Annotated in this window: 17 protein-coding genes and 1 pseudogene; 8 read left to right on the top strand and 10 right to left on the bottom strand. The window is 69.0% G+C overall.

Annotated elements, in window-relative coordinates:
• Positions 1 to 91 precede the first annotated feature (91 nt).
• On the top strand, positions 92 to 730 hold the full coding sequence (locus OJF58_RS01060) for a PQQ-binding-like beta-propeller repeat protein (protein WP_300781198.1): 639 nt from the start codon (positions 92 to 94) through the stop codon (positions 728 to 730).
• Between the two features lie 106 nt (positions 731 to 836).
• On the opposite strand, the gene OJF58_RS01055 is transcribed toward OJF58_RS01060, so the two are convergent.
• From OJF58_RS01055 to OJF58_RS01035, 5 genes and pseudogenes are all read right to left on the bottom strand, one after another.
• Positions 837 to 2,609 carry an adenylate/guanylate cyclase domain-containing protein gene (locus tag OJF58_RS01055; protein WP_300781197.1) on the bottom strand — a complete coding sequence of 591 codons (1,773 nt, stop codon included), beginning with the start codon at positions 2,607 to 2,609 and terminating at the stop codon, positions 837 to 839.
• A gap of 5 nt (positions 2,610 to 2,614) precedes the next feature.
• Positions 2,615 to 3,025, bottom strand: coding sequence for an MAPEG family protein (locus OJF58_RS01050; RefSeq protein WP_300781196.1), 411 nt, complete (start codon positions 3,023 to 3,025; stop codon positions 2,615 to 2,617).
• Positions 3,026 to 3,252: 227 nt separating this feature from the next.
• The gene (locus OJF58_RS01045) at positions 3,253 to 4,287 is read right to left on the bottom strand and encodes an amino acid ABC transporter substrate-binding protein (protein WP_300781194.1); all 1,035 of its coding nucleotides are present in this window, start codon (positions 4,285 to 4,287) and stop codon (positions 3,253 to 3,255) included.
• Between the two features lie 29 nt (positions 4,288 to 4,316).
• Positions 4,317 to 4,439: pseudogene (locus tag OJF58_RS01040) on the bottom strand (acyl-phosphate--glycerol-3-phosphate O-acyltransferase); the annotation flags it as partial.
• A 117-nt stretch (positions 4,440 to 4,556) separates the two neighbouring features.
• Positions 4,557 to 6,110 carry a winged helix-turn-helix domain-containing protein gene (locus OJF58_RS01035; RefSeq protein ID WP_300781193.1) on the bottom strand — a complete coding sequence of 518 codons (1,554 nt, stop codon included), beginning with the start codon at positions 6,108 to 6,110 and terminating at the stop codon, positions 4,557 to 4,559.
• A 111-nt stretch (positions 6,111 to 6,221) separates the two neighbouring features.
• Between OJF58_RS01035 and OJF58_RS01030 the strand changes: the two genes are divergently transcribed.
• Together OJF58_RS01030 and OJF58_RS01025 are read left to right on the top strand one after the other, a co-directional pair.
• Positions 6,222 to 6,680 carry a cupin domain-containing protein gene (locus tag OJF58_RS01030; RefSeq protein WP_300781192.1) on the top strand — a complete coding sequence of 153 codons (459 nt, stop codon included), beginning with the start codon at positions 6,222 to 6,224 and terminating at the stop codon, positions 6,678 to 6,680.
• A 79-nt stretch (positions 6,681 to 6,759) separates the two neighbouring features.
• Positions 6,760 to 7,416 (top strand): glutathione S-transferase family protein, encoded by a 657-nt coding sequence (locus OJF58_RS01025; RefSeq protein WP_300781191.1) that lies wholly within the window; start codon positions 6,760 to 6,762, stop codon positions 7,414 to 7,416.
• 228 nt (positions 7,417 to 7,644) lie between these two features.
• Here OJF58_RS01025 and OJF58_RS01020 read toward each other — a convergent pair whose 3' ends face one another.
• Positions 7,645 to 8,466 carry a lytic transglycosylase domain-containing protein gene (locus OJF58_RS01020; RefSeq protein WP_300781190.1) on the bottom strand — a complete coding sequence of 274 codons (822 nt, stop codon included), beginning with the start codon at positions 8,464 to 8,466 and terminating at the stop codon, positions 7,645 to 7,647.
• Positions 8,467 to 8,911: 445 nt separating this feature from the next.
• Here OJF58_RS01020 and OJF58_RS01015 point away from each other — a divergent pair, with 445 nt between their 5' ends.
• A complete protein-coding gene (locus tag OJF58_RS01015; RefSeq protein WP_300781188.1) occupies positions 8,912 to 10,342 on the top strand; it encodes a DUF1254 domain-containing protein in 1,431 nt (476 codons plus the stop codon).
• Between the two features lie 147 nt (positions 10,343 to 10,489).
• Here the strand turns inward: OJF58_RS01015 and OJF58_RS01010 are convergent, their stop codons facing one another.
• The 3 genes from OJF58_RS01010 to OJF58_RS01000 form a co-directional block, all read right to left on the bottom strand.
• Positions 10,490 to 10,951, bottom strand: a complete 462-nt coding sequence (locus OJF58_RS01010; RefSeq protein ID WP_300781187.1) for a hypothetical protein — start codon at positions 10,949 to 10,951, stop codon at positions 10,490 to 10,492.
• Between the two features lie 296 nt (positions 10,952 to 11,247).
• The gene (locus OJF58_RS01005) at positions 11,248 to 11,409 is read right to left on the bottom strand and encodes a hypothetical protein (protein ID WP_300781186.1); all 162 of its coding nucleotides are present in this window, start codon (positions 11,407 to 11,409) and stop codon (positions 11,248 to 11,250) included.
• Positions 11,410 to 11,527: 118 nt separating this feature from the next.
• Positions 11,528 to 11,881 carry a hypothetical protein gene (locus tag OJF58_RS01000; protein ID WP_300781185.1) on the bottom strand — a complete coding sequence of 118 codons (354 nt, stop codon included), beginning with the start codon at positions 11,879 to 11,881 and terminating at the stop codon, positions 11,528 to 11,530.
• 110 nt (positions 11,882 to 11,991) lie between these two features.
• On the opposite strand from OJF58_RS01000, the gene OJF58_RS00995 reads away from it, so the two are divergent.
• A complete protein-coding gene (locus tag OJF58_RS00995) occupies positions 11,992 to 12,429 on the top strand; it encodes a VOC family protein (protein WP_300781184.1) in 438 nt (145 codons plus the stop codon).
• Between the two features lie 211 nt (positions 12,430 to 12,640).
• Here OJF58_RS00995 and OJF58_RS00990 read toward each other — a convergent pair whose 3' ends face one another.
• Entirely contained in the window at positions 12,641 to 13,576 is a 936-nt protein-coding gene (locus OJF58_RS00990; RefSeq protein WP_300781183.1) for an LLM class flavin-dependent oxidoreductase, read from the bottom strand.
• Positions 13,577 to 13,827: 251 nt separating this feature from the next.
• Between OJF58_RS00990 and OJF58_RS00985 the strand changes: the two genes are divergently transcribed.
• The 3 genes from OJF58_RS00985 (at position 13,828) to OJF58_RS00975 (ending at position 21,505) form a co-directional block, all read left to right on the top strand.
• Positions 13,828 to 15,285, top strand: a complete 1,458-nt coding sequence (locus OJF58_RS00985) for an adenylate/guanylate cyclase domain-containing protein (RefSeq protein WP_300781182.1) — start codon at positions 13,828 to 13,830, stop codon at positions 15,283 to 15,285.
• Positions 15,286 to 15,604: 319 nt separating this feature from the next.
• A complete protein-coding gene (locus OJF58_RS00980; protein ID WP_300781181.1) occupies positions 15,605 to 17,074 on the top strand; it encodes a DUF2252 domain-containing protein in 1,470 nt (489 codons plus the stop codon).
• A 360-nt stretch (positions 17,075 to 17,434) separates the two neighbouring features.
• Complete coding sequence (locus tag OJF58_RS00975) at positions 17,435 to 21,505, top strand: autotransporter domain-containing protein (protein WP_300781180.1); 4,071 nt, start codon at positions 17,435 to 17,437, stop codon at positions 21,503 to 21,505.
• Positions 21,506 to 21,535: the final 30 nt, after the last annotated feature.

The raw sequence follows: 21,535 nt of genomic DNA, 5'->3' as shown, positions 1-21,535 counted from the left end.
TGACACGGTCTTCGGGACCGACGGCATCCGAGGCGAAGCCGAGGGATCTTTCCGATGCGGTCCGGGTGACATGAAAACCGGAGTGACAGCGATGAAGCGATCGGCCGCCGAGATCATCGAGGAGTATGGACCCTTTCCCGGCGTCGAGGCCGTGCACGGCGTCACGTTCGACGGCCGGCAGGTGTGGTTCGCGTCGGGGGAGAAGGTGAACGCCCTCGATCCGGCGAACGGCAAGGTGGTGCGATCGATCGAGGTCGCAGCCCACGCCGGGACCGCGTTCGACGGTCGGCACCTGTTCCAGATCGCCGAGGACCGCATCCACCGGATCGATCCCGCGACCGGCCGCGTGCTGGCCACCATCCCGGCGCCCGGCAACGGCGGCGATTCGGGCCTCGCCTGGGCCGAGGGCACGCTGTGGGTCGGCCAGCATCGCGGCCGCAAGATCCATCAGATCGATCCCGAGACCGGCAAGATCCTGCGCACCATCGAGTCCAACCGCGTCGTGACGGGCGTCACCTGGGTCGACGGCGAGCTGTGGCACGGCACGTGGGAAGGCGACGAAAGCGACGTGCGGCGGATCGATCCGCAGACCGGCGAGGTGCTGGAGCGGCTCGAGATGCCGGCCGGCGCCGGGGTGTCCGGCCTCGAGTCCGACGGCGCCGACCGCTTCTTCTGCGGCGGCGGCCGCAGCGGCAAGGTGCGCGCCGTGCGGCGGCCGCGGGGCGAGTAGCAAAGTCGTGTCATCCCGAGCGCAGCGAGGGATCTTTCGTGAACAGTAAAGATCCCTCGGCTTCGCCTCGGGATGACACGGAAATCGATTGCGCGCTCCCTCGAAGCTACTCGCTGACGCCGCAGGCGCGCTGGGCGGCGAGGTAGCGGTCGAGGATGTCGGGGCGGTGGAACAGGCGCAGCGCGCGCAGCTCGGTGAGCGTCGTGCGCTGCACCGCGTCGCGCCGGCGGGTGATCTCGCGCGCCTCGTCGAGGCGGCCGGCCAGGGCGAGATGGGCGGCGAGCAGGCGGTGCGCGGTGCCGTAGCCCGGGTTGCGCTGCACCGCCTTGCGCGCCCAGGCGATGCCGTCGTCGTGGCGACCGAGCGCGAAGTGGGCGGCGGCGAGCCCGGTCAGCGAGAAATAGGCGAACGCGTCGGCCGGCGCGAGGCGGATGGCGAGCTCGAGGCTTTCGACGCCGCGCGCGAAATCGCCGGTCCTGTTGCAGGCATAGCCCAGTGCGCCCCAGGCCAGGGCCAGGCCGGGATTGAGGCGCACCGCCTCCTCGGCGTGCAGGAGGGCCTGATCGTGCTGGTCGCCGAGCCCCGACAGGGCCTGGGCGTAGATCGCCTGCGCGAAGGCGTCGGCGCCGTCCCGTTCGACGGCCCGGCGCGCCAGCTCCAGCGCCTCGGCCCAGGTTTCGCCCGGACGTGCGGCGCCCGCGATCGGGGCCATGAACAGGCACCAGGAGAGCGCCGCCAGGGTGGGCACGCTCTCGGGGTCGTGCGCCAGCGACTGGCGCAAGAGCGCGATGGCCTGCGGGATCGCCTCGCGCGTGCCTTCCCACATGGGCGGCAGCGCGCGCAGGTAGAGATCGTAGGCGGTGAGGCTTCCGGTCGGCTTGCGCCGCGCACGCTCGATCTCGGCGCCGCGCACGGCGGGCTCGACCACCGCCGCGACGGTGCGGCCGATATCATCCTGCAGGTCGAAGATGTCGGCGAGGTCGCGGTCGTAGCGGTCGGTCCAGACCTGCAGGCCGTTCTCCGCGTTCGTCAGCTCGGCGGTGACGCGGATGCGGTTCGCCGCGCGCCGCATGCTGCCGGTGAGCAGGTATTGCACGCCGAGCCGGCGGGCGATCTCGCGCACCTCGAGCGTGCCGCCCTTGAACGGGAAGCTCGCGCTGCGCGCGGCGACCCTGAGCGCGTGGAAGCGCGCGAGCGCGGTGATGATCTCCTCGGTGACGCCATCGGTGAAATAGTCCTGGCCGGAATCTCCGCTCAGGTTGCGGAACGGCAGCACCGCGACCGACGGCTTGCCGGCGAGCGTGCGCGCCATCGCGGCCGGCTCGACCGCGGCCGGCCGCGCCGGCGCCGCGGCCGTTCCTTCCGGAGACCAGCACCAGACCTGGACCGGCCGGGCGATGTTCTTGAGGCTCTGCGCGCCGCCGTCCTCGAACGCGACCTCCAGCCGGTCGCGCACCTCGTCGTGCACGCGGGCGGCGAGGCAGAGGCCGCCCGGCGGCGCGATCGCCTGCAGGCGCGCGGCGACATTGACGCCGTCGCCGAAGATGTCGTCGTCCTCGCTGATGATGTCGCCGAGATTGACGCCGACGCGGAACACCAGGCGCCGGTCCTCCGGCAGGCCGGCATTGTGCGCCGCCATCGCCGTCTGCAGCCCGACCATGCAGCGCACCGCATCGACCGCGCTCGCGAACTCGATCAGGAGCCCGTCGCCGGTCGTCTTCACCAGCCGCCCGCCGTGCGCGGCGATCGCCGGGTCGACGATCTTGCGGCGCACCGTCCGCAGTGCCTCCAGCGTGCCGCTCTCGTCGCGTCCCATCAGCCGCGAGTAGCCCGCGACGTCCGCCGCCACGATTGCCGCGAGCCGCCGCCGCTCCGGCACGGCCGTCAGCCCGCGAGCAGCGCGCAGATCCAGTAGACGGCGATCGCCACCTGCACGACGAAGAAGGCGAAGCGGGTGTTGGTGGCGAAGGCGCCGGACGAGGCGAGATGGGCGCAGGACTGCGCGACCCGCGCCGCCAGCAGCCACGGCGCCAGCGGGTCGGTGACGGCGGCGCGGTCGGCCACCAGCGCCGCGATCAGCAGCGTCGCCAGCACCGGCAGGCTCTCGACGCAATTGGCGTGCGCCCGCGTCAGCCGCTGCATGAACGGCGACAGGTTGGCATTGTCCGGCTTCAGCGCCGTCACCGCGACCGCCCCGGTCAGGATCAGCCGCGCCCTGAGGACCTCCATCACGATCACGAGCAGCAGCGTCCACGCGACCAGCCCGATCAGCACGGTCATGGAGACATGGGTCATGGCATCGTCCTCCCCGAGCCGCAGGGTAGGAGCCGCCCGCCGCAACGGCAAGACGAGCGCCACCGGAGTTCGTCGCCGGCCGCGTCGACCCTCGGGGATGAAACGGCGCTGCTCGCCGCAAGATGGGTGTCATCCCGAACGAAGTGAGGGATCTTTCGCGCCGCCAATCAAAGATCCTTCGCTGCGCTCAGGATGACACCTGTCTCTGGACAACGACGATATCGCCCTCATCGGATCGGCGGGGCGTATTGCAGGCCGCCGTCCTTCCACAGCTTGTTGAGGCCGCGGTCGATCTTGAGCGGGCTGCCGGCGCCGAGGTTGCGGTCGAAGGCCTCGCCGTAGTTCCCGACCTGCTTGACGATGGTGTAGACCCACTTCTCGTCGACGCCCAGCGCCTTGCCCATGCCCGGCGTGACGCCGAGGATGCGCTTGATGTTGGGATTGTCGCTCTTCAGCATCTCGTCGACGTTCTTCGAGGTGATGCCGTACTCCTCGGCCTCGATCATCGCGTACTGCGCCCAGCGCACGATGTCGGCGAACTGGTTGTCGCCGTGCCGCACGGCCGGGCCCAGCGGCTCCTTGGAGATGATCTCGGGCAGCACGACGAAGTCGTCGGGCTTGAGCGGCGGCGGCGGGTTGGCGGCGCGGGTGGCGAACAGGCGGGCGCGGTCGCCGGTATAGACGTCGCAGCGGCCGGAGAAGAAGGCGGCGCGGATCTGGTCGGCGTCGTCGAACACGACCGGCTTGAAGGTCATCTTCTGCGCCCGGAAATAGTCGGCGATGTTGAGCTCGGTGGTGCTGCCCGAGGGCACGCAGATCGAGGCGCCGTTCAGCTCCCTGGCGCTCTTCACGCCGAGCTTCCTGTTCACCATGAAGCCCTGGCCGTCGTAGTAGGTGACGCCGGTGAAGTCGAGGCCGAGCGCGGTGTCGCGCGTCAGGGTCCAGGTCGTGTTGTTGGACAGCAGGTCGACCTCGCCCGACTGCAGCGCGGTGAAGCGCTGCTGGCCCGACACCGGCACGAACTTCACCTTCTCCGAATCGCCGAAGATCGTCGCCGCCACGGCGTGGCAGACATCGACGTCCATGCCCGTCCACTTGCCCTGGCTGTCGACCGTCATGAAGCCGGCCAGGCCGCCCGCCGCCACGCCGCAGATCAGCGTGCCGCGGGCCCGGACCGTGTCGAGGTCCTTGCCGGCCAGCGCCGGGCCCGAGGACGAGATCGCGGCCAGGCCGATCGCCGCCAGCAGTAGCAATTTTTTCATGAAGATCTCCCTGTTCTTCGATTCTGCTTTCAGTTCCGGGCCACTTTGCCCAGGCGTGGCTCTGTCCCGGCCAAGGGCCGCCGAATGTTCGTACGGCGGCACGCGATCACGTAGAGGCTACCGGCGATCAGCAGTAGCCGATAGGGCAACGGACAAGCCCGCTGGGCAAGGCGATCGCCACCACACCTTTCAGCACATGCTCCCGATCGACGCGAGTCCGACCCGTGCGACGGGCTTCTTCACTTCCATATCTTCTTATTCATATCTTCCTATTCGGGCAATCCGGCCGCACGCAGCGCGGCACCCAGCTTCGCGGCGAGCACGGGCGCGCAGTCTACACCGGCAAATTGCCGGCTGATGCGGAACGTGGGCTGCAGTTCCATCACGCGTGAGGCGGCGGTCTTCGCTTCACTTAGCCGGCCGAGCACAACCAGCGGCCCGATCAGGATCACATAGTTGATGCTGTGGCCAAGGTTGGCCTGCACCGCCTGGTAGGCCGCCTTTGCCGCTTCGTGCGGCCGCTCCAGCAGGAAATGACCGAGCGCCTGCGAGCCGAACGCCGCGAACGCCCAGGAATCGAACGGCGAGAGGCGGAGCGCGCGCTCGCCCCAAGCGATCGCGGGCTCTGCTTCCGCCGCCCAGCTATGAACGACGCTGCCGAGAATGAAGCCAAGCGCGGTCGACGGGCTGAGCGCGAGCGCGGCCTCGAATGCGGCGAATGCGGCGGCGCGATCGTGGGCATCCATGCCGAGCGAAAAGCCGGCGAAGGTGAGTGCCAGCGCATCGTCGCGACCGTGTTCCAGCGCGAGACGCGCGTGACGCATCGAGGCGAGGCGATCCTCCTCCTTCAGGCCGGCGCGCAGGAAGCGATTGTGATGGGCCATCGCCGCGAGGCCATGGGCGAGAGCGTAGGTGGGATCGAGCGCGAGGGCGCGCATCAGCAGCGGCAGCGCCGATGCGGCGCGATCGGGCATGCCCGAATCGACATCGGGCTGTGCACGCAGCACGAGCTCGTAGGCGTCGAGGCTGTCGGGCCGTTTGCGCTTGATGCGCTCGACCTCGGCGCGGCGCAGACTCGGCTCGATGGCGCCCACCACCGAGAGCGCGATCTCGTCCTGCAGCGCAAACACGTCGTGCAAGGTGCGATCGTAACGCTCGGCCCAGACCTGCGCGCCGCTCGTGCTGTGGGCGAGCTGGGCGTTGATGCGGACGCGATTGTCGCTCCGCCGAACGCTGCCCTGGAGCACATAGTGCACGCCGAGGTCGCGGCCGACCTGCTTCACGTCAATCATCCGGTCGCGATAGACGAAGCTCGAGTTGCGCGCGATCACGAACAGCCACTTGATGCGCGACAGCCCGGTGATGATGTCGTCGACCATGCCGTCGGCGAACCAGGCGGTGTCACCCGAATGCTCGAACGGCAGGACCGCGATCGACGGCTTCTCGGGCGCCGGCAGCGCAGGCGTTCTTGGCGTTTCGCTCGCATCGGCGTCGACGCGCAATGCCGGCGGCCCGACATAGCGATAGCCGCGGCGCGGCAGCGTCTCGATCCAGCCGGCGCCGCCGTCCTGCTCCAGCACGCGGCGGAGGGCTGCGATCTGGACCGTGAGATTGCTGTCCTCGACGGCAAGTCCCGGCCATGCCGCCGCGATCAGCGCATCCTTGGAGACAGGAGAGGCGGTGCGCTCCAGGAGAAGGCGCAGCAGCGCGACGGCGCGCTGGCCCAGCAGCGCGGGCTTCCCGCCGCGGAACAGCAAGCCGGCCTCAGCATCGAGCGTGAAGGTGCCGAACTTGTAGGCGGCTGACGGCGGCGGGCGATCCATTTCGGCAAAATTTTGCAACAATTTCGGACCGCTTTCACGACCTTTGGGCAAGGGCCGAGGCAGGGTAGGGACGTGCCTTCAATGCGCACCCCCAACTGCGGAGGACCCGACATGTCAGCAAAGGCGATCATCCGACGACCCGGCGAAGGCAAGAGTGTAAGACTTTCAGGCCACCCCATGGCGTTCCTCGTCACGGGCGAGGACACGAAACACACCTCGATGTTCGAGTGGACGATCCCACCCGGTTTCTCCACCGGGCTGCACGTGCATCGCGTGCAGGAGGAGACGTTCTATGTGCTGGAGGGCGAATGCGACTGGCAGGTCGGTGCCGAGCGCGTGCGCGCCGTGTCCGGTACCTATCTGTTCCTGCCGCCCGGCGTGCCGCACGACATCGCCAACGCAAGCGACAGGCCGGCACGCGTCCTGATGACGGTGTCACCGCCCGGCCATGAGCACTATTTCGAGGAGCTGGCCCACGCGGTAGCACGCGGCGGCGCCGCGGAGCCTGACAAGATCGCGAGCCTGCGCGCGCGGTACGACACGGACCAGCTCTCCGCGCTCGGAGAATAGGGACAGGAAGCTCGCTGAGTTTGCCTTGACAGCTCGCCGGCTCTGCGGCCGATGCTTTTCGCCGAGGAGGAGCCTCACGATGACCATCACCATCACCGCCTTCGAGCGGTCGCCCGACGGCGGCAGGGGGCTGGCGCGCGACACGCGCGTTCGCTGGGCGCTCGAGGAAGTGGGCCAGCCCTACGAGGTGCGCCTCCTTTCGTTCCGCGCCATGAAGGAACCCGCGCACCTCGCCCTTCATCCTTTCGGCCAGATTCCGACCTACGAGGAAGGCGATCTCGCCCTGTTCGAGACGGGGGCGATCGTGCTGCATGTCGCCCAGCGCCATGCCGGCCTGCTGCCGGACGATGCCGATGCCCGGGCGCGCGCGATCGCCTGGATGTTCGCCGCGCTCAACACGGTGGAGCCGCCGATCCTCGAGCTCGCGAACGCCAGGCTGCTGGAAAGCGGCGAGCCCTGGTCCGAGGCGCGCCTGCCTCTGGTCGAGGATCGTGTCCGCCACCGGCTGCGGCAGCTCGCCGGTCGCCTGGACGAGGCCGACTGGCTCGACGGCGGGTTCAGCGCGGGCGACCTGATGATGGTCTCGGTGCTGCTCCGGCTGAAATCGTCGGGCATGCTGGGCGAATACCCGAACCTCGCCGCCTATGTCGCCCGCGGCGAAGCGCGGCCCGCCTACCAGCGGGCCTTCGCCGCCCAACTGGCGGTCTGCGCTGCAAGCCACCGACCGGCCGATTGAAGTCCGTCCCGGGCCGGAAGTCGTCCTCCGGGTTCTTGTTCAGTTTTTGGGTCCTTACCCAGGAGCGGATTCCGAATGGTGGACCCATCCTACCCTCACCCTGAGGAGCATCGCGTAGCGATGCGTCTCGAAGGGTCGGCAACAGACGCGGTGCTTGTTCCCACCCTTCGAGACGCGGCCGGCGGCCGCTCCCCAGGGTGAGGTGATTCTGCCCAAACGGGACATGCTCTAATTGCGCGGGTTGCGGAAGACGACGCAGGCGCCGCCGGCGGCGCGCAGCTTCGCGCACAGCGCGTCCGCTTCGGCCCGGCTTTTTTCCGAGACCCGGACGGCGAAGGTCGGGAGATCGGGCCGGCGCGCATGCAGGACCAGCGGCAGCCGGTCGCCCAGGACGGCGGCGTAGCGGCGCCGCAGCCGCTCGTAGGTGGCGAGCACGCGCCCCTCGGACCAGTTGCCGGCGAGCTGGACGCCCCACGGTCCCCAGGCCGGGTTGCCCGTGAGGTCGGGACGGTGCCGGGTGCTCTCGATCATCAGCCTGGCGACCTCGATGCAGCGCGCGCCTCCTGTCGTGTTCGAGGGCTCGACCTGCGGTGGCGGCTTCGAGGTCCACGCCTCGGCACTGTAGCCCGTGACGATGCGGACATAGGCCTGCGTCTCGGCCGGAAGGGGACGGCGGCCGGCGAGCCAGGCCTCGACCTGGTCGGGCCCGGCGTTGTAGGCGGCCGCGGCCAGACCGAGGTTGCCGTGGAAGGTGGTGCGCAGCTCGCGCAGGTAGCTCGCCGACTCGCGCAGCGCCTGCAGCGGCTCGAAGGCGTCGGTGAGCCCGCGTGTCGCGGCGGTCTGCGGCATGAACTGCGCGATGCCCTGCGCTCCCGCCGGGCTGACCGCTGCCGGATCGAAGCGGCTCTCCTGCCAGATCAGGCGCGTGAAGAACGCCTCGGGGAGCCTGTTGTCGGCCGCCGCCTGCGCCAGCGTGCGGCAGACCTCGTCGACGGAGGGAGGAGCGGCGCGCGCCGGCGTCGGTTGCGACAGGGCAACGGTGAACGCCATTCCCGCTGCCATGAGCCACGACGTCGGCTTCGATCGGCGCATCGCGTGCTTCACCGGCATGTCGGCAACCGCACCGAGACCGGCGCGGCCATTCTGCAGATCGGGGAATCCACGAACCTCACCGTTTCCTGGTCATGTTCGTCCACCTCTGGATGGTGCTCGGACTCCTCGTTCTCGATGAGGCCGTGATCCCGGGCGAGTCGGACATGGGTTCGTCGCGCAGCGCTTCGCAGGCGTCAATGCCGTTATCCTCGCCAAGGTCATGCCGGTCGCCGAGCGCTCGAAGCCGGGATGCCGGTTCGACCGGCAGTGAGCTTGCCTTGATCCAGATCATTTGCCGGACCGGCTCTCGGTGCAGGCTGTACCACCCCGTGGGGAGATGCCGATGTACTCGAGAGAGCCCGCATTGATCCACCGGCCCGGCGGAGGATGAAGGAGGACGATCATGGACGTCTCGCGTCGTTTCGTTGTGGGCGCCGGCCTCGGCGGCGCACTTTCCGCCTTCTCGCCGCCGGCGTCGCGCGCCGACGACGGGCTTCTTTCCAGGGCCATGGACGGCCTGGAAGATTTCTGGCTCGCGACGGATGCCTACGTCTTCGGCTACCCGCTGGTGACGATGGAGATGACGCGGCGGGTCATGACGAACGTCGTCGCACCCGCAGGCACCCGCGGGCCAATGGGCCAGTTCGTCAAGGCACGCCAGTATCCTGACGCCACGTTCCGCGATGTCACGGCGCCCAACGCCGACACGCTCTACACCACGGCCTGGATCGATGTCGGCAAGGAGCCGTGGGTGCTGAGCCTGCCCGACATGAAGGATCGCTACTTTCTGTTCCCGCTGCTGGACGGATGGACCAACGTGTTCCAGGTCCCCGGCACGCGCACCACGGGAACGGGCGCGCAGGCCTATGCCATCACCGGCCCGGGCTGGAGCGGCACGCTGCCGGCCGGCGTGACGGAATACAAGTCGCCCACGGCACTCGTCTGGATCCTCGGCCGCATCTATTGCACCGGCACGCCCGAGGACTATGCGGCCGTCCATGCCCTCCAGGACCAGTGCAAGCTCGTGCCGCTCGGCTCGTGGGGCAAGGAGTATGCGCCGCCGGCCGGGACGGCCGATCCCTCGATCGACATGAAGACGGCGGTGCGCGATCAGGTGAACGGCATGGACGCCATCCAGTATTTCACCCTGCTGGCCGATCTCATGAAGAGCAATCCGCCCGCGGCGGAGGACGCCGCGGAGGCTTCGCGCTATGCGCGGATCGGCCTCGTGCCCGGCAAGACTTTCGACGCCGGCAAGCTCGGGGCCGACTTCGCCAAACGCATCCCGCAGATCGCCTTCGACCGCATCATGCTGCAGTTCAAGGTCGGCAAGTCGGTCAGGAACATCAAGGGCTGGATGTTCGATACGGTCACCGGCGTCTACGGCACGGACTACCTCAACCGCGCCTTCGTCACGGCGATCGGGCTCGGCGCGAACCGCATGCAGGATGCCGTCTATCCCACGTCCCCGAAGGACGCCAATGGCAACGACTACTCCGGCGCGAACCGGTACGTCGTGCGCTTTCCGAAGGGTCAGCTTCCGCCGGCTCGCGGGTTCTGGTCGCTGACCATGTACGACGCCAACTACTTCTTCGTCGCCAATCCGATCGATCGCTACTCGATCAGCGCTCGCCAGAACCTGAAGGTCAACGACGACGGTTCAGTCGATCTCTACATCCAGAACCAGTCGCCGGGGACGGACAAGGAGTCGAATTGGCTCCCGGCGCCGACGGGCAAGTTCGTTCTCATGATGCGGCTCTACTGGCCGACCGAGACAGCGCCGTCGATCATCGACGGCACCTGGACCCCGCCAGCAGTGGAGAAGGTGGCGTAGCTCGGGCCGCCGCATCAGGCGCTGGCGACGAAAGCGCTTCGCCGAACTCGAGGCGAGGCGACCAGGTTGGTTGTCCGCCCCGCCTATCGCCCCGCGGAGCTTGGCATACGATCCAGCTCGAGCCATGCGCCGCGGCGCGATTTGGATTCAATCCTCTCGGCGCTGGCCGTGCCGCCGTCGCAGGTCCAGCCATCTCAGCAGCGACTGCTCGGAAAACTTGAGCTCTGCGCCATGCAGCGAATGGAAGCCGGCGACCGACGGTTGAGAACCCTTCGCAAGCTCGGCGCGCACGTAGGCATCGAATCCTTTGAGGATCTTGAGGATTTCATCGCCGAAAAGGGCGCGGCTCGAAATGGTATAGCGGGGAGGCATCGATTGTACTGACGCAAAAGACTCTACTTCGTTCAACGCCTTGACCGGCGCCGGGTTGCCGGGCCCGTCATTCGCCGACGCCGCCAGTTCGGCAGCCTCCGCGTCGAGCCTCTCCGCAATCAGCAGCAACTTGCCATTCGGAGGCCCTTCCAGGCCGGCCGCCATGCGTCTTGCGAGGTCCGCAGCAGCCTTGGCAATAGCGGCCGCCTTCCGCGATACATCGGGCGGTGTCGTCATTATTGGTATCTCCCTTGAGCAACGAGACTAGCTGAGCATTTCTCCTCACCTTCCCACTGTCATTCTTCCCTCGTCGAAATATCCGGCAATGAATGCATCGCGAGCGTCGGAGTCGTTGATTCAGATCAAGGGTGATCCAATCGCCTTCAATCCACGAGGGACAGCGGGCACGGCCCACGACCGGCCGATTGGCGGCGGCTACGGGAGGATGCAGGTCGCCGCGATCCTCCCGTGCCCGCGGCCGAGCAGGCTACCGGCCCCACACTTGCCGTATGGCCATGCCCGGGCAGCCTTGCTCAGCAATCTTTGGCGCGCCGCCCTCCGGGCGGCGGCGTCTTGTCCTTCTCGGCGCGCAACAGTTCCAGGAGAACCTTGCGCTCCGCTTCCTCCGTGGTTTCGGCAAGCAGCGTTTCGTATCGCTCGATATTCTTTCGGCGGGCGAACTCTTCCTCTCCCATTGCCCAACCTCCACACACCCATGGGCAAGAGCGCCTCCCTCTCTAAATGCCCGGCGCGGTCCGAGGTTGCAATCGCTGCTGCTTCACGCGCGGAGCATGAAGCCGCCGGGGTGACGCGTCACCAGCCGAGGTCGCGCCTGATCCTCGACGCGACCTCGAGATGGCGTTCGTGGTCGCCGGCGAAGCGCGGGCCGGACCCACGCCTGCCCTTCAAAAATCTCGACGTCCCCGGGTCGAGGCGCAGCCCGTACGGGCGGCGCGGTGCATCGCCTCGGCACGCCCGACGGTCGCCTGCACGGCTTCGCGGTCGCGCAGCGAGGCCGAGGCGCGTGAACAGCGATGCGTGATGGGCGCCGCGTTCGAACGGCCAGCGTCCGGTGACGCGATAGCCTCCCTCGACGGGCGTCGCCGTGCCGCCGGCGCCGGTCGCGGCGACGAAGCCGCGCGGATCGGCGAACCACTCGCGTGCCACTCCGCGTGATCGAAAGCACTTCCTCGACGGCCTGCGCAAGGCGGGCCTGTGCGAAGCGTAAGGCGGTTCCATGGGTTCACGGCCTGGGCGGCACCCTGTAGATTGGACACATGGCGCTCAAACGGATGGACAACGTAGGAATCGTCGTCGATGACCTCGGAGGGACGATTGATTTCTTTCGCGAGCTCGGCCTCGAGCTCGAAGGGCGGACCACGATCGAAGGACAATGGGCGGGACGCGTCACCGGACTGGGCGATCAGCGCGTCGAGATTGCCATGATGCGCACGCCGGACGGTCACGGCCGGCTCGAGCTGTCCCGCTTCCTCGCGCCGCCTGCCGTCGCGGATCACCGCAACGCCCCGGTCAACGCTCTCGGCTACCTGCGCGTCATGTTCGCCGTGGACGACATCGACGAGACGCTTGAAAGGCTCCGCAAGCGCGGCGCCCAGCTCGTAGGCGAAGTGGTCCAGTATGAAGACGCTTATCGGCTCTGCTACATCCGCGGGCCCGGAGGGCTTCTCATCGGACTCGCCCAGGAACTCGGCTGAGCGCAATACGGAAACCAGCGGAGCATCACCATCCGGGATCGCGCTTGATCTTCGCGCGACGTCGAGGAGCCGCTCATGGTCGCCGGCGCCAAAAGGAGACTGCGTGAGTTGCCGGCGCGCGCCCACTTTGCCAGCATAAGCTACGTCCGCTTTGGGTGCTGACGAGCCGACGGCTTGAAGTGAGATCCAACGATGATTGGCCAGCGAAGCGTCACCAGCCGAGGTCGCGCCTGATCCTCGACGCGACCTCGAGATGGCGTTCGTGGTCGCCGGCGAAGCGCAGCATAACGTGGCCGACGCCGGCATTGGCGTAGCTCTCGATCCAGGCGGCGGCCTTCGCGGCGGGGCCGGCGAAGGCGCGCTGGCGGGCGCGCATGCCGGCGGCCGGCACGTTGTAGTAGTGCTCGAGATAGGAGTTGATGCGCGCATCGGCGCGCGCCGCGTCGTCGTCGATGGCGAGCGTGAGATACATCGCCGCCGTGATCGCCTTCGGATCGCGGCCGGCAGCGCGCGCCGCCGCGCGCACCTCCTCCATCTGCACCGGATATTCCTCGGGCGTCGGCAGGTTGGGGAACCAGCCGTCGTAGAGCCGGCCGGTGCGCTGGCGTCCCGCCGGCAGGCCGCCGCCGAACCAGATCGGCGGTCCGCCCGGCCGGTGCGGCGTCGGGCCGACCGTGCCCTGCTTCACCGTCCAGAGCCCCTCCCAGTCGATCGGCTTGCCGCTCCACAGCGCCCTGCAGAGGCGCATCGCCTCGTTCATGCGGCCGACGCGCTTGTCGAACGGCACGCCCGTGGCCTCGAACTCGCGCCGGATCGCCGGCATGTCGGCGGCGATGCCGATGCCCAGGATCAGCCGGCCCTCGGCGATGCGGTCTAGCGTTGCCACCTGGTGGGCGAGCAGCACCGGGTTGCGCAGCGCCGGCAGCAGCACGGCGGTGCCGAGCTCGGCGCGGCGCGTGCGGGCGGCGACGGCGGCCAGCAGGGTCAAGGGATCGTGGCGCGGCCGCGCCGTCACCGAATCGCCCACCCAGATCGAATCGAAGCCCAGCGCCTCGGCGCGCTCGGCGAGCGCCAGCAGCGACCCGGTCTCGGGCTGGTTCTCCATCACGCGCTCGCGCGTCGGCAGCAGGTATCCAAGCTTGGGCATCGGCGATCTCCTCCGCCGCGAGCATAGGTCAGCCGGTTGCCGCGACGCCACCTCGGGGGGAAGGGATAAAAGATCCCTCGCTGCGCTCGGGGAGATGTGTCATCCCGAGGCGGAGCCGAGGGATCTTTCGTGGTGCCTACATGTCGAGAAGAGGGGCGAACCGTTGCAATCCGGCCCGAATGGTGCGCAACTGGCGGCTGGCGAGTTGCCGGCGCGTCCGTGTTTGCAGGCCCTGCGTGCGGGAGGAACCGATGGTCGCTCAACTCGACGAGAAGCTGCTCGACGAACGGCTGGCCGCCCTGGAGGCGGTGCGCCCCTGGAGCCCGCGCCTGGTGTCGAAGCTGGAGAGCCATCTGCGCGGCGCGCCCGACGAGGCGCTGTTTCGCATCAATCCGCTGACCTTCGCCCGCGAGCGCAACCTGTCCGAGACCGAGACCATCGATCTCTTCCTCCATGCCACGGCCCAGCGGCTGGTCGAGATGAACTGGCTGCTGGTGTGCCCGCTCTGCTCGTGCGTCGTCGAAAGCTTCCGCGAGCTGAAGGGCGTCCACAGCCACTATCACTGCAACGTCTGCCAGGCCGATTTCACGTCGAGGCTGGACGAGTTCGTCGCCGTCACCTTCACCGTGCTGCCGAGCGTGCGGCCGATCAAATTCCATCGCCCGGAGGAGCTGTCGCCGCGCGACTATTTTCTCGAGTACGGCGCCATCAGCGACGGCCGGCTGCCCGACGGAACCCCCTTCGTCAAGGCACAGGAGGCGGTGGCGCGCGCGGCGAGCCACCTGCCGCCGGGCGAGACGACGCTGATGTCGATCGATGCCAGCGAAGGCACCGTGATCGGCGTCAGCCACGAGGGCGGCGCGGCACTTCTTTATGCGATCGAAGGCGCCCCGGCGACCGGGCCGCAGCGCTTCGACATCGAGTTCGGCGAGCCGGTCCGGCAATACGCCACCGCGAAGGTGGCGCCGGGCGCCATGACCTTCGCCGTCACCAACACGACCCGCGCGCGCGGCACCTTCGTGCTCGCCGTCCTGCCGCCCGGCTTCGTCCCCGGCCAGCCGCTGCAGTTCGTGCCCTTCCTCACCGGCAAGCGCCTGCTCACGACCCAGACCTTCCGCGACCTGTTCCGCTCGGAGGTGATCCGCGCCAGCGAGGGCCTGGGCGTCACCGACATCACGCTGCTGTTCACCGACCTCAAGGGCTCGACCGCGCTCTACGACCGGATCGGCGATCTCAACGCCTTCGCCCTCGTCCACCAGCATTTCGAGCGCCTGCAGGCGGTGACGGTCCGCCATCGCGGCGCCATCATCAAGACGATCGGCGATGCGGTGATGGCGGCCTTCCTCGGGCCGGCCGACGCGGTCCGCGCCGCGCTGGAGATGCGCAGCGAGATCGCGGCGTTCAACCGCGACCGGCCCGACCGGGAGATCGTGCTCAAGATCGGCATCCACAAGGGGCCGGCCATCGTGGTCACGCTCAACGACCGGCTCGACTATTTCGGCCAGACGGTGAACGTCGCCGCGCGCGTGCAGGCGCTGGCCGACGCCGACGAGATCTTCGTCTCCGAGGACGTCTTCGAGGCGGACGACGTGCGGCCGATCCTGGCCGAATGGCCGGCCGAGCGGCAACTGGCCAAGCTGCGCGGCATCCGCGACGGCCTCAACGTCTACCGCATCCCCGACGCCCGCGCCGCGCCCAAGGCGGCGTGAGCGCGGCAGGAAAGATCCCTCGCTGACGCTCGGGATGACACGGGCTTGCTGACCCAAAGGATCGTGTCACGTCGTCGGGTGACGGGGCGGCGCGTCGAGACAGGAAGATTGCGCCACTGGAGTGGCGCGCTCCGATGAATCAAGGATCCCTCGCCGTGCTCGGGATGACACGGGAAAGTGTGTCATCCCGAGGCGCAGCCGAGGGATCTTTCGCGGCGGCGACACCACGCTCGTTCCCTTTCTTGCCCTTCGACGGCGCCTGGCGGTGGATTGCCGTCGCCTCGCCCCCTATCCTCGGCCGTCCCGGGGGGATCCCGACATGACGATCACCGACCTGCGCACGCACGTGGATCAGACCTTGAGCCGGCTGGCGTCGCCGGACTCGGCGCGCTCGCTGTCGGAGAGCTTCGTCGCCCCGCGCAGCTCCGTGGCCGAGCGCCTGGAACAGGGCCGGCAGTTGCGCAAGAAGGTCGCGCGCGCCGACCATGCCGCGTTCGAGCCGCGCGGCGACTGGGCGGATCCCGTGGACATTCTCGAGCGGCAAAACCGCACGCGCGTGCAGAAGCTCGTGCCGGTGCGCTATGCGCGCATGCTCGCATCGCCCTTCGCCTACCTGCGCGGCTCGGCGGCGGTCATGGCGGCGGATCTCGCGTCCACGCCGGCCAGCGGACTCGCCGTCGCCGCCTGTGGCGACATGCATGTCTCGAACTTCGGCGTGTTCGCATCGGCCGAGCGGAACCTGGTGTTCGCCATCAACGATTTCGACGAGGTCCATCCCGGACCGTGGGAATGGGATCTCAAGCGCCTGGCGGCGAGCGCCGCGGTCGCCGTGCGCTTCCGCGGCGGCGACAAGCCGGCTGCCGAACGGGCCGCCCGCGCGACCGTGTGCAGCTACCGCAGGCGGATGCGCCGCTACGCCGGGATGGGCCATCTGCAGGTCTGGTACGCACGCATCGACGAGCGCGCCGTGCTCGACGTCCTGACGCCCCGTGCGGGCAAGGTCGCCCGCCAGGTCATGGACAAGGCGCGGCAGAAGAACCACGTCGCCGTGCTGGAGAAGCTCACCGAGCAGGTCGACGGCGAGCCGCGGATCATCGAGGACGTGCCGCTCATCGTGCGCGAGACCCACACCGACGCCGGCACGCCGGCCCGGGTGGCGCTCGACCGCGTGCTGCGATCGTACGCCGCCTCGCTCGGCCTCGACCGCCGGGTGCTGCTGGCGCGCTATCGCATCGTCGACGTGGTGCGCAAGGTGGTGGGTGTTGGCAGCGTCGGCACGGCCTGCTGGGTGGTGATGCTGCAGGGCGTCGACGGCGACGACCCGCTCTTTCTCCAGGTCAAGGAGGCGCAGGCTTCGGTGCTGGCGCCGTACGTCGTGCACGATTTCCCGTTCGCCAACCAGGGCCAGCGCGTGGTGGTCGGCCAGCGCCTGACGCAGGGCTCGCCGGACATCTTCCTCGGCTGGGGCGAGGCCGACGGCAAGGACCTCTACGTCCGCCAGCTCGCCGACATGAAGGGCGGCATCAAGTTCACCGAAGGCGACGACCGCGACCTCGACGGCTTCGTCGAGTATTGCGGGCTCTGCGGCTGGGCGCTGGCGCTGGCCCACGCCAAGTCGGGCGACCCGGCGATGATCGCGGGCTATTGCGGGCGCGGCGCGGCGCTCGACGAGGCGATCGGGAAGTTCGCGATGGCGTACCTGAAGCAGACCGAGCGCGACCACGACGCGCTCGCCGCCGCCCGTCGCTCCGGCCGCATCCGGGTGGCGAGCGAGCACATCGCGGGGTGACGGCGCGTCGAGACAGGAAGATTGCGCCACTGGAGCGGCGCGCTCCGATGAGTCAAGGATCCTTCGCTACGCTCGGGATGACACGGGAAAGTGTGTCATCCCGAGGCGAAGCCGAGGGATCTTTCGCGGCGGCGACACCCCGGACCGAGCACGTCGTCGGGTGACGGGGCGGCGCGTCGAGACAGGAAGATTGCGCCACCGGAGCGGCGCGCTTCCTCCAGCGTTCATCGGAGCGCGCAACTCCAGCTGCGCTCGTGCGGTGTCGCACCACGACACCGGGGCGAAGCTAGTCGCAATCTACCATGCCTTGGTAGTTTCCACCTTCTTCTTCCGTGATTCCGCCGGCGCTATCGTGGCGCGATGAGTCGCGCTTCAGTAGTCGCTTTCGCGTTTGCCGTCCTTGTGGTCGCACCGGCGGCGTCAGGCCAGACCTTCGTCTCGCAAGGACCGGCGCCGAGTGCCGGCCCGGCCGGCACCGTTCAAAGCGGCGACGGGCCGGACGGCCAGACCGGCTCGGTGTCCGGCGCCGTGCAGGCGATCGTCGCCAGCCCGACCGATCCGAGCACCCTGTATATCGGTGCCGTCAATGGCGGGGTGTGGGCGACCCATGACGGCGGGGCGAGCTGGACGCCGCTCGGCGACAACCAGCGCTCGCTGTCGATCGCCAGCCTCGCCATGGATCCGGGCAATCCCAACGTCCTGGTCGCCGGAACCGGCCTCACCTCGAATGGCGCCTTCGCCGACCCGAGCAATCTGGCGAACCGCGGCGGCGCGCGCATCGGCCTTCTCCTCAGCACCAACGGCGGCGCCTCCTGGAGCGAGGCAGGCGGCGCCGTGCTGGCTGGCAAGAGCATCGTCGGCGTCGCGGTGCGCGGCAGCACCATCCTCGCCGCCGCCGCCGAACCCAATGCCGCTTCCGCCGCGGGCGGCCTGTTCATCAGCGACAACGGCGGCGGCAGCTTCCAGCCGGTGACGCTCGGCTCGGGAGGAGGGACGGTGGCGGTGACGGCTCTGGCGGCCGATCCCGGCAACCGGAACGTCTTCTACGCCGCCGTCAATTCGACGGTGACGGCCGATCGCGGCGTCTATTTCAGCAGCAACACCGGGGCGAGCTGGACCAAGGGGCTGGATCTCGCCCCGGGGCAGATCGCGCGGCTGGCCGCGGGACCCGACGGCTCGGTCGTGGCGGCGGTCTATGCGCCGGCCGACGTCACCAGGCCCGACAGCAACAACAGGCTGGTGGCGCTGATGCTGTCGAAGGCGGGCGGCGCCGCCGGCACATGGGTCAATCTCGGCGCGCCCAACGTCAATCCGGGCGGCCAGGCCTCGACCGACCTCGCCGTCGCGATCGACCGCAGCAACCCCAACATCGTCTACGTCGCGGGCGATGCGAAGGAGGGCGGCAATCCCACCCTGGCGGCCTACCGCGTCACCCTGAACGCCGACGGCACGACGACCACCGTGCCGATGACCGACAGCTTCACCTCGAACACGACCGTGCATGCCGACGTGCGCAACTTCGCCTTCGACGCCAATGGGCGCCTGATCATGGTGGGCGACGGTGGCGTCTATGCGCTCAGCGATCCGTCGGGCCCCAACGGCGTGTGGACAGGGCTGAACTCCACGCTCGCGATACGCGAGGCCTATGCAGTTGCCTACGACGCGATCAGCAAGCGTCTGGTCGTGGCGTCGCAGGACACCGGCGTCGCCTTCCAGAATGCGCCCAACAGCGCGCAGTACGAGGCCATCGGGCAAGGCGACGGGCTCAACGCCGTGGTGAACGACAAGACGCTGCGCGGACAGGGCGAGAGCGCGATCTACACGAGCTCGCAGGGCCTCGATCCGTTGCAGCGGCGGATCGTCGACGCGCAGGGCCGCACGGTCGCCAACACCACCCTCGAGGTCCAGGGCTACGCGAGCGACGACTTCACCGACGAGAGCGAGGAACGTCCGGCGGAGAAGAGCCTGCCTTTCTCCAGCAAGATCGTGCTGAACAGGATCGATCCCTCGATGATCGCGTTCGGCACGAACTACGTCTATACCGCCGTCGACCCGAACGCGTCGGCCGACACGCTGCATCTTGCCAACCTCGGACCGAAGATCGGCCCCGTCACCGCGCTGGCCTACGGCACGCAGGACAACGTCAACGCGCTGCTCGCGGGCTCGGCCGGCGGCCTCTTCCTCAGCGCGACGGCCGCGCCGGGATCGCTGCACCATCTCACGAGCTACGGCGGCGGCGCGCCGACCTCCCTGGTCTTCGATCCGCGCACGATGGCGCGCTTCTATGCCGCCGACACCGCGGCTGTATGGGGCACGACGGATACCGGCGGCTCCTTCAACGACATCGGCCCATCCACGCTCAGCCGGCCGACGGCGCTCGAATTCATCTCCAGCAACGGCGTCAATGCCTTGCTGGCGGGCGGCTTCGGCAACGGGGCGCAGGGTCCGCTTGCCGTGGCCGACAGCGACGGCACCGGCGCGCTTTCGCCGTGGCGCGCCTTCGGCTTCGGCCTGCCCAACACGATCGCCAACCAGCTCGTCTACAATCCCGACGCCGACGTGCTGGCGGTCAGCCTGTGGGGAAGGGGAGCGTGGCTGCTGTACGACGTGACGGCCTACTTCCCCTCGGCGCTCGTGCTGCGCTTCGGCCTCGCCGACAACGACTCGACGCCGCCCGATTCGATCCTGACCAACGGCGACTACGCCAGCCGCAACCTCGAGAAGGTCGGCACGGGCACCCTGACCATCGACGGCACCACTTCCTATACCGGCACGACCGGCGTGCTGGGCGGGCGGCTGATCGCCAACGGCAATCTCACCAGCTCGAGTGCGCTGTTCGTCGATGCGGCCGGCACGCTGGGCGGCACCGGCATCGTGCCGACGACGACGGTAAGCGGCGTGCTGGCGCCCGGCAATCCGGCGGGCAATCCCGCCGGCAATCCCACGGGCAACCTCACGGTCAACGGCAACCTGACCTTCAATCCCGGGAGCGCCTATCAGGTCGCGATCGCGGGAACGACGGTAGCGGCGCGCGCCAACGTCACCGGCGCGGCGGTCCTCGGCGGGACGGCGGAAGCTTCCTTCTCGGGCGCCGGCTTGGCGCGCAGCTACACCATCCTGTCGGCGGCCGGCGGCCTCGACGGCGGCTTCCAGGGTCTCGCCAGCTTCGGCTTGCCGGGCTTCTTCGACACCAGCCTCGGCTATTCGGCAACCGACGTCACCTTGAACCTGCAATCGGCAATGGCCGCCACGCCGGGGCTGGGCGGCGACCAGATCGCCGTTGCGCGCGTCCTCGATTCCGCCTTCAACGCCGGCCCCGGCTGGGACGCCATGCCGGCCCTGTTCGGCCTTTCGACCGGCCAACTGCCGGCCGCGTTGTCGATGCTGTCCGGCGACAATGCCAGCGTCGGTCAATCGATGGAGATCGCCGCCGGCGGCCAGTTCGTCACCCTGCTGGCCAACCGCGCGGGCGCCGTCACGGGTCGTGCCGGCCAGGCGACGGCGGGCCGTGCGCAATCCCTGGCTGCCGCTCCTTGCGGGGTATCGTTCTGCGAGTTGCCGCGCGAGTGGAGCGTCTGGGCGGCGGGATTCGGGGGCGGGCAGTGGCTGAACGCGGATCCCCTGGCCGGCTCGTCCGCCGCGCAGCAGAGCATCGGCGGCGGCGGCGTCGGTATCGACTATCGCATCGATGCCGACACGGTCCTGGGCGTCGGCGCCGGGGCCAGCGATTCGACCTACTGGGCGTCCGCGACCGGCGCCACCGGCCGGGCGACGGGCGCGCATTTCGGCCTCTACGGGCAACACGACTGGCGCGGCTTCTATCTCGCCGCCGCGATCGCCTACAGCCATTTCGACGGCAACGCCACCCGGCCGATCGCCGGCATCGGCGCCACGGAGACGGCCAGGTCCTCTGCCACCTCCAACGAGCTCGGTGGGCGGCTCGAGATCGGGCGCCCGTTCGAGGTGGCGACCTTCGAGGACGGCCGGTTCGGCATCACGCCGCTCGCCGCGCTGCAGCCCACGCAGCTTTGGACCTCCGGCACGAGGGAAACCAGCGTCACCCTGTCGGGCGCGCCGGGCGTCTTTGCGCTCGACTACCAACCCGCGGCCACGACCTCGCTGCCCTTGTTCCTGGGCGCCCAGTTCGACCTGCAAAGCGCGCTCGACGGCAAGCCGCTGAAGGCGTGGCTGCGCACGAGCTGGGTGCACGAGTTCATGACCGGCCGAGGCGTCACGGCGGGATTCACGGCGCTGCCGGGAACCTCCTTCATCGTCGACGGCGCCCGCGCGGCCAGCGACGCGGCGCGGCTCGACCTCGGCCTCACCTATGCGATCGGCGACCGGACCTCGCTGTTCGCCAGCGCCAGCGCCGAGCTCTCCGGCCGCGGCCAGGGCATCGCCGGAACCGCGGGGCTCAAATTCTCCTGGTGATGGAGTCCGGGCGGGCGGGCCGAGATTGAT

Origin of the sequence: Enhydrobacter sp., assembly GCF_030246845.1 — a bacterium.
Lineage (GTDB): Bacteria > Pseudomonadota > Alphaproteobacteria > Reyranellales > Reyranellaceae > Reyranella.
The sequence above is the reverse complement of the archived record's forward strand: the minus strand, read 5'-3'. Positions and strand labels throughout refer to the sequence as shown.

What these genes read in the sequence shown, in the direction of transcription:
- OJF58_RS01060 (WP_300781198.1), top strand. Translation starts at nt 92, where the DNA reads ATGAAGCGATCGGCCGCCGAGATCATCGAGGAGTATGGACCCTTTCCC.
- OJF58_RS01050 (WP_300781196.1), bottom strand. Translation starts at nt 3,025, where the DNA reads ATGACCCATGTCTCCATGACCGTGCTGATCGGGCTGGTCGCGTGGACG.
- OJF58_RS01045 (WP_300781194.1), bottom strand. Translation starts at nt 4,287, where the DNA reads ATGAAAAAATTGCTACTGCTGGCGGCGATCGGCCTGGCCGCGATCTCG.
- OJF58_RS01035 (WP_300781193.1), bottom strand. Translation starts at nt 6,110, where the DNA reads ATGGATCGCCCGCCGCCGTCAGCCGCCTACAAGTTCGGCACCTTCACG.
- OJF58_RS01030 (WP_300781192.1), top strand. Translation starts at nt 6,222, where the DNA reads ATGTCAGCAAAGGCGATCATCCGACGACCCGGCGAAGGCAAGAGTGTA.
- OJF58_RS01025 (WP_300781191.1), top strand. Translation starts at nt 6,760, where the DNA reads ATGACCATCACCATCACCGCCTTCGAGCGGTCGCCCGACGGCGGCAGG.
- OJF58_RS01020 (WP_300781190.1), bottom strand. Translation starts at nt 8,466, where the DNA reads ATGGCGTTCACCGTTGCCCTGTCGCAACCGACGCCGGCGCGCGCCGCT.
- OJF58_RS01015 (WP_300781188.1), top strand. Translation starts at nt 8,912, where the DNA reads ATGGACGTCTCGCGTCGTTTCGTTGTGGGCGCCGGCCTCGGCGGCGCA.
- OJF58_RS01010 (WP_300781187.1), bottom strand. Translation starts at nt 10,951, where the DNA reads ATGACGACACCGCCCGATGTATCGCGGAAGGCGGCCGCTATTGCCAAG.
- OJF58_RS01005 (WP_300781186.1), bottom strand. Translation starts at nt 11,409, where the DNA reads ATGGGAGAGGAAGAGTTCGCCCGCCGAAAGAATATCGAGCGATACGAA.
- OJF58_RS00995 (WP_300781184.1), top strand. Translation starts at nt 11,992, where the DNA reads ATGGCGCTCAAACGGATGGACAACGTAGGAATCGTCGTCGATGACCTC.
- OJF58_RS00990 (WP_300781183.1), bottom strand. Translation starts at nt 13,576, where the DNA reads ATGCCCAAGCTTGGATACCTGCTGCCGACGCGCGAGCGCGTGATGGAG.
- OJF58_RS00985 (WP_300781182.1), top strand. Translation starts at nt 13,828, where the DNA reads ATGGTCGCTCAACTCGACGAGAAGCTGCTCGACGAACGGCTGGCCGCC.
- OJF58_RS00980 (WP_300781181.1), top strand. Translation starts at nt 15,605, where the DNA reads ATGACGATCACCGACCTGCGCACGCACGTGGATCAGACCTTGAGCCGG.
- OJF58_RS00975 (WP_300781180.1), top strand. Translation starts at nt 17,435, where the DNA reads ATGAGTCGCGCTTCAGTAGTCGCTTTCGCGTTTGCCGTCCTTGTGGTC.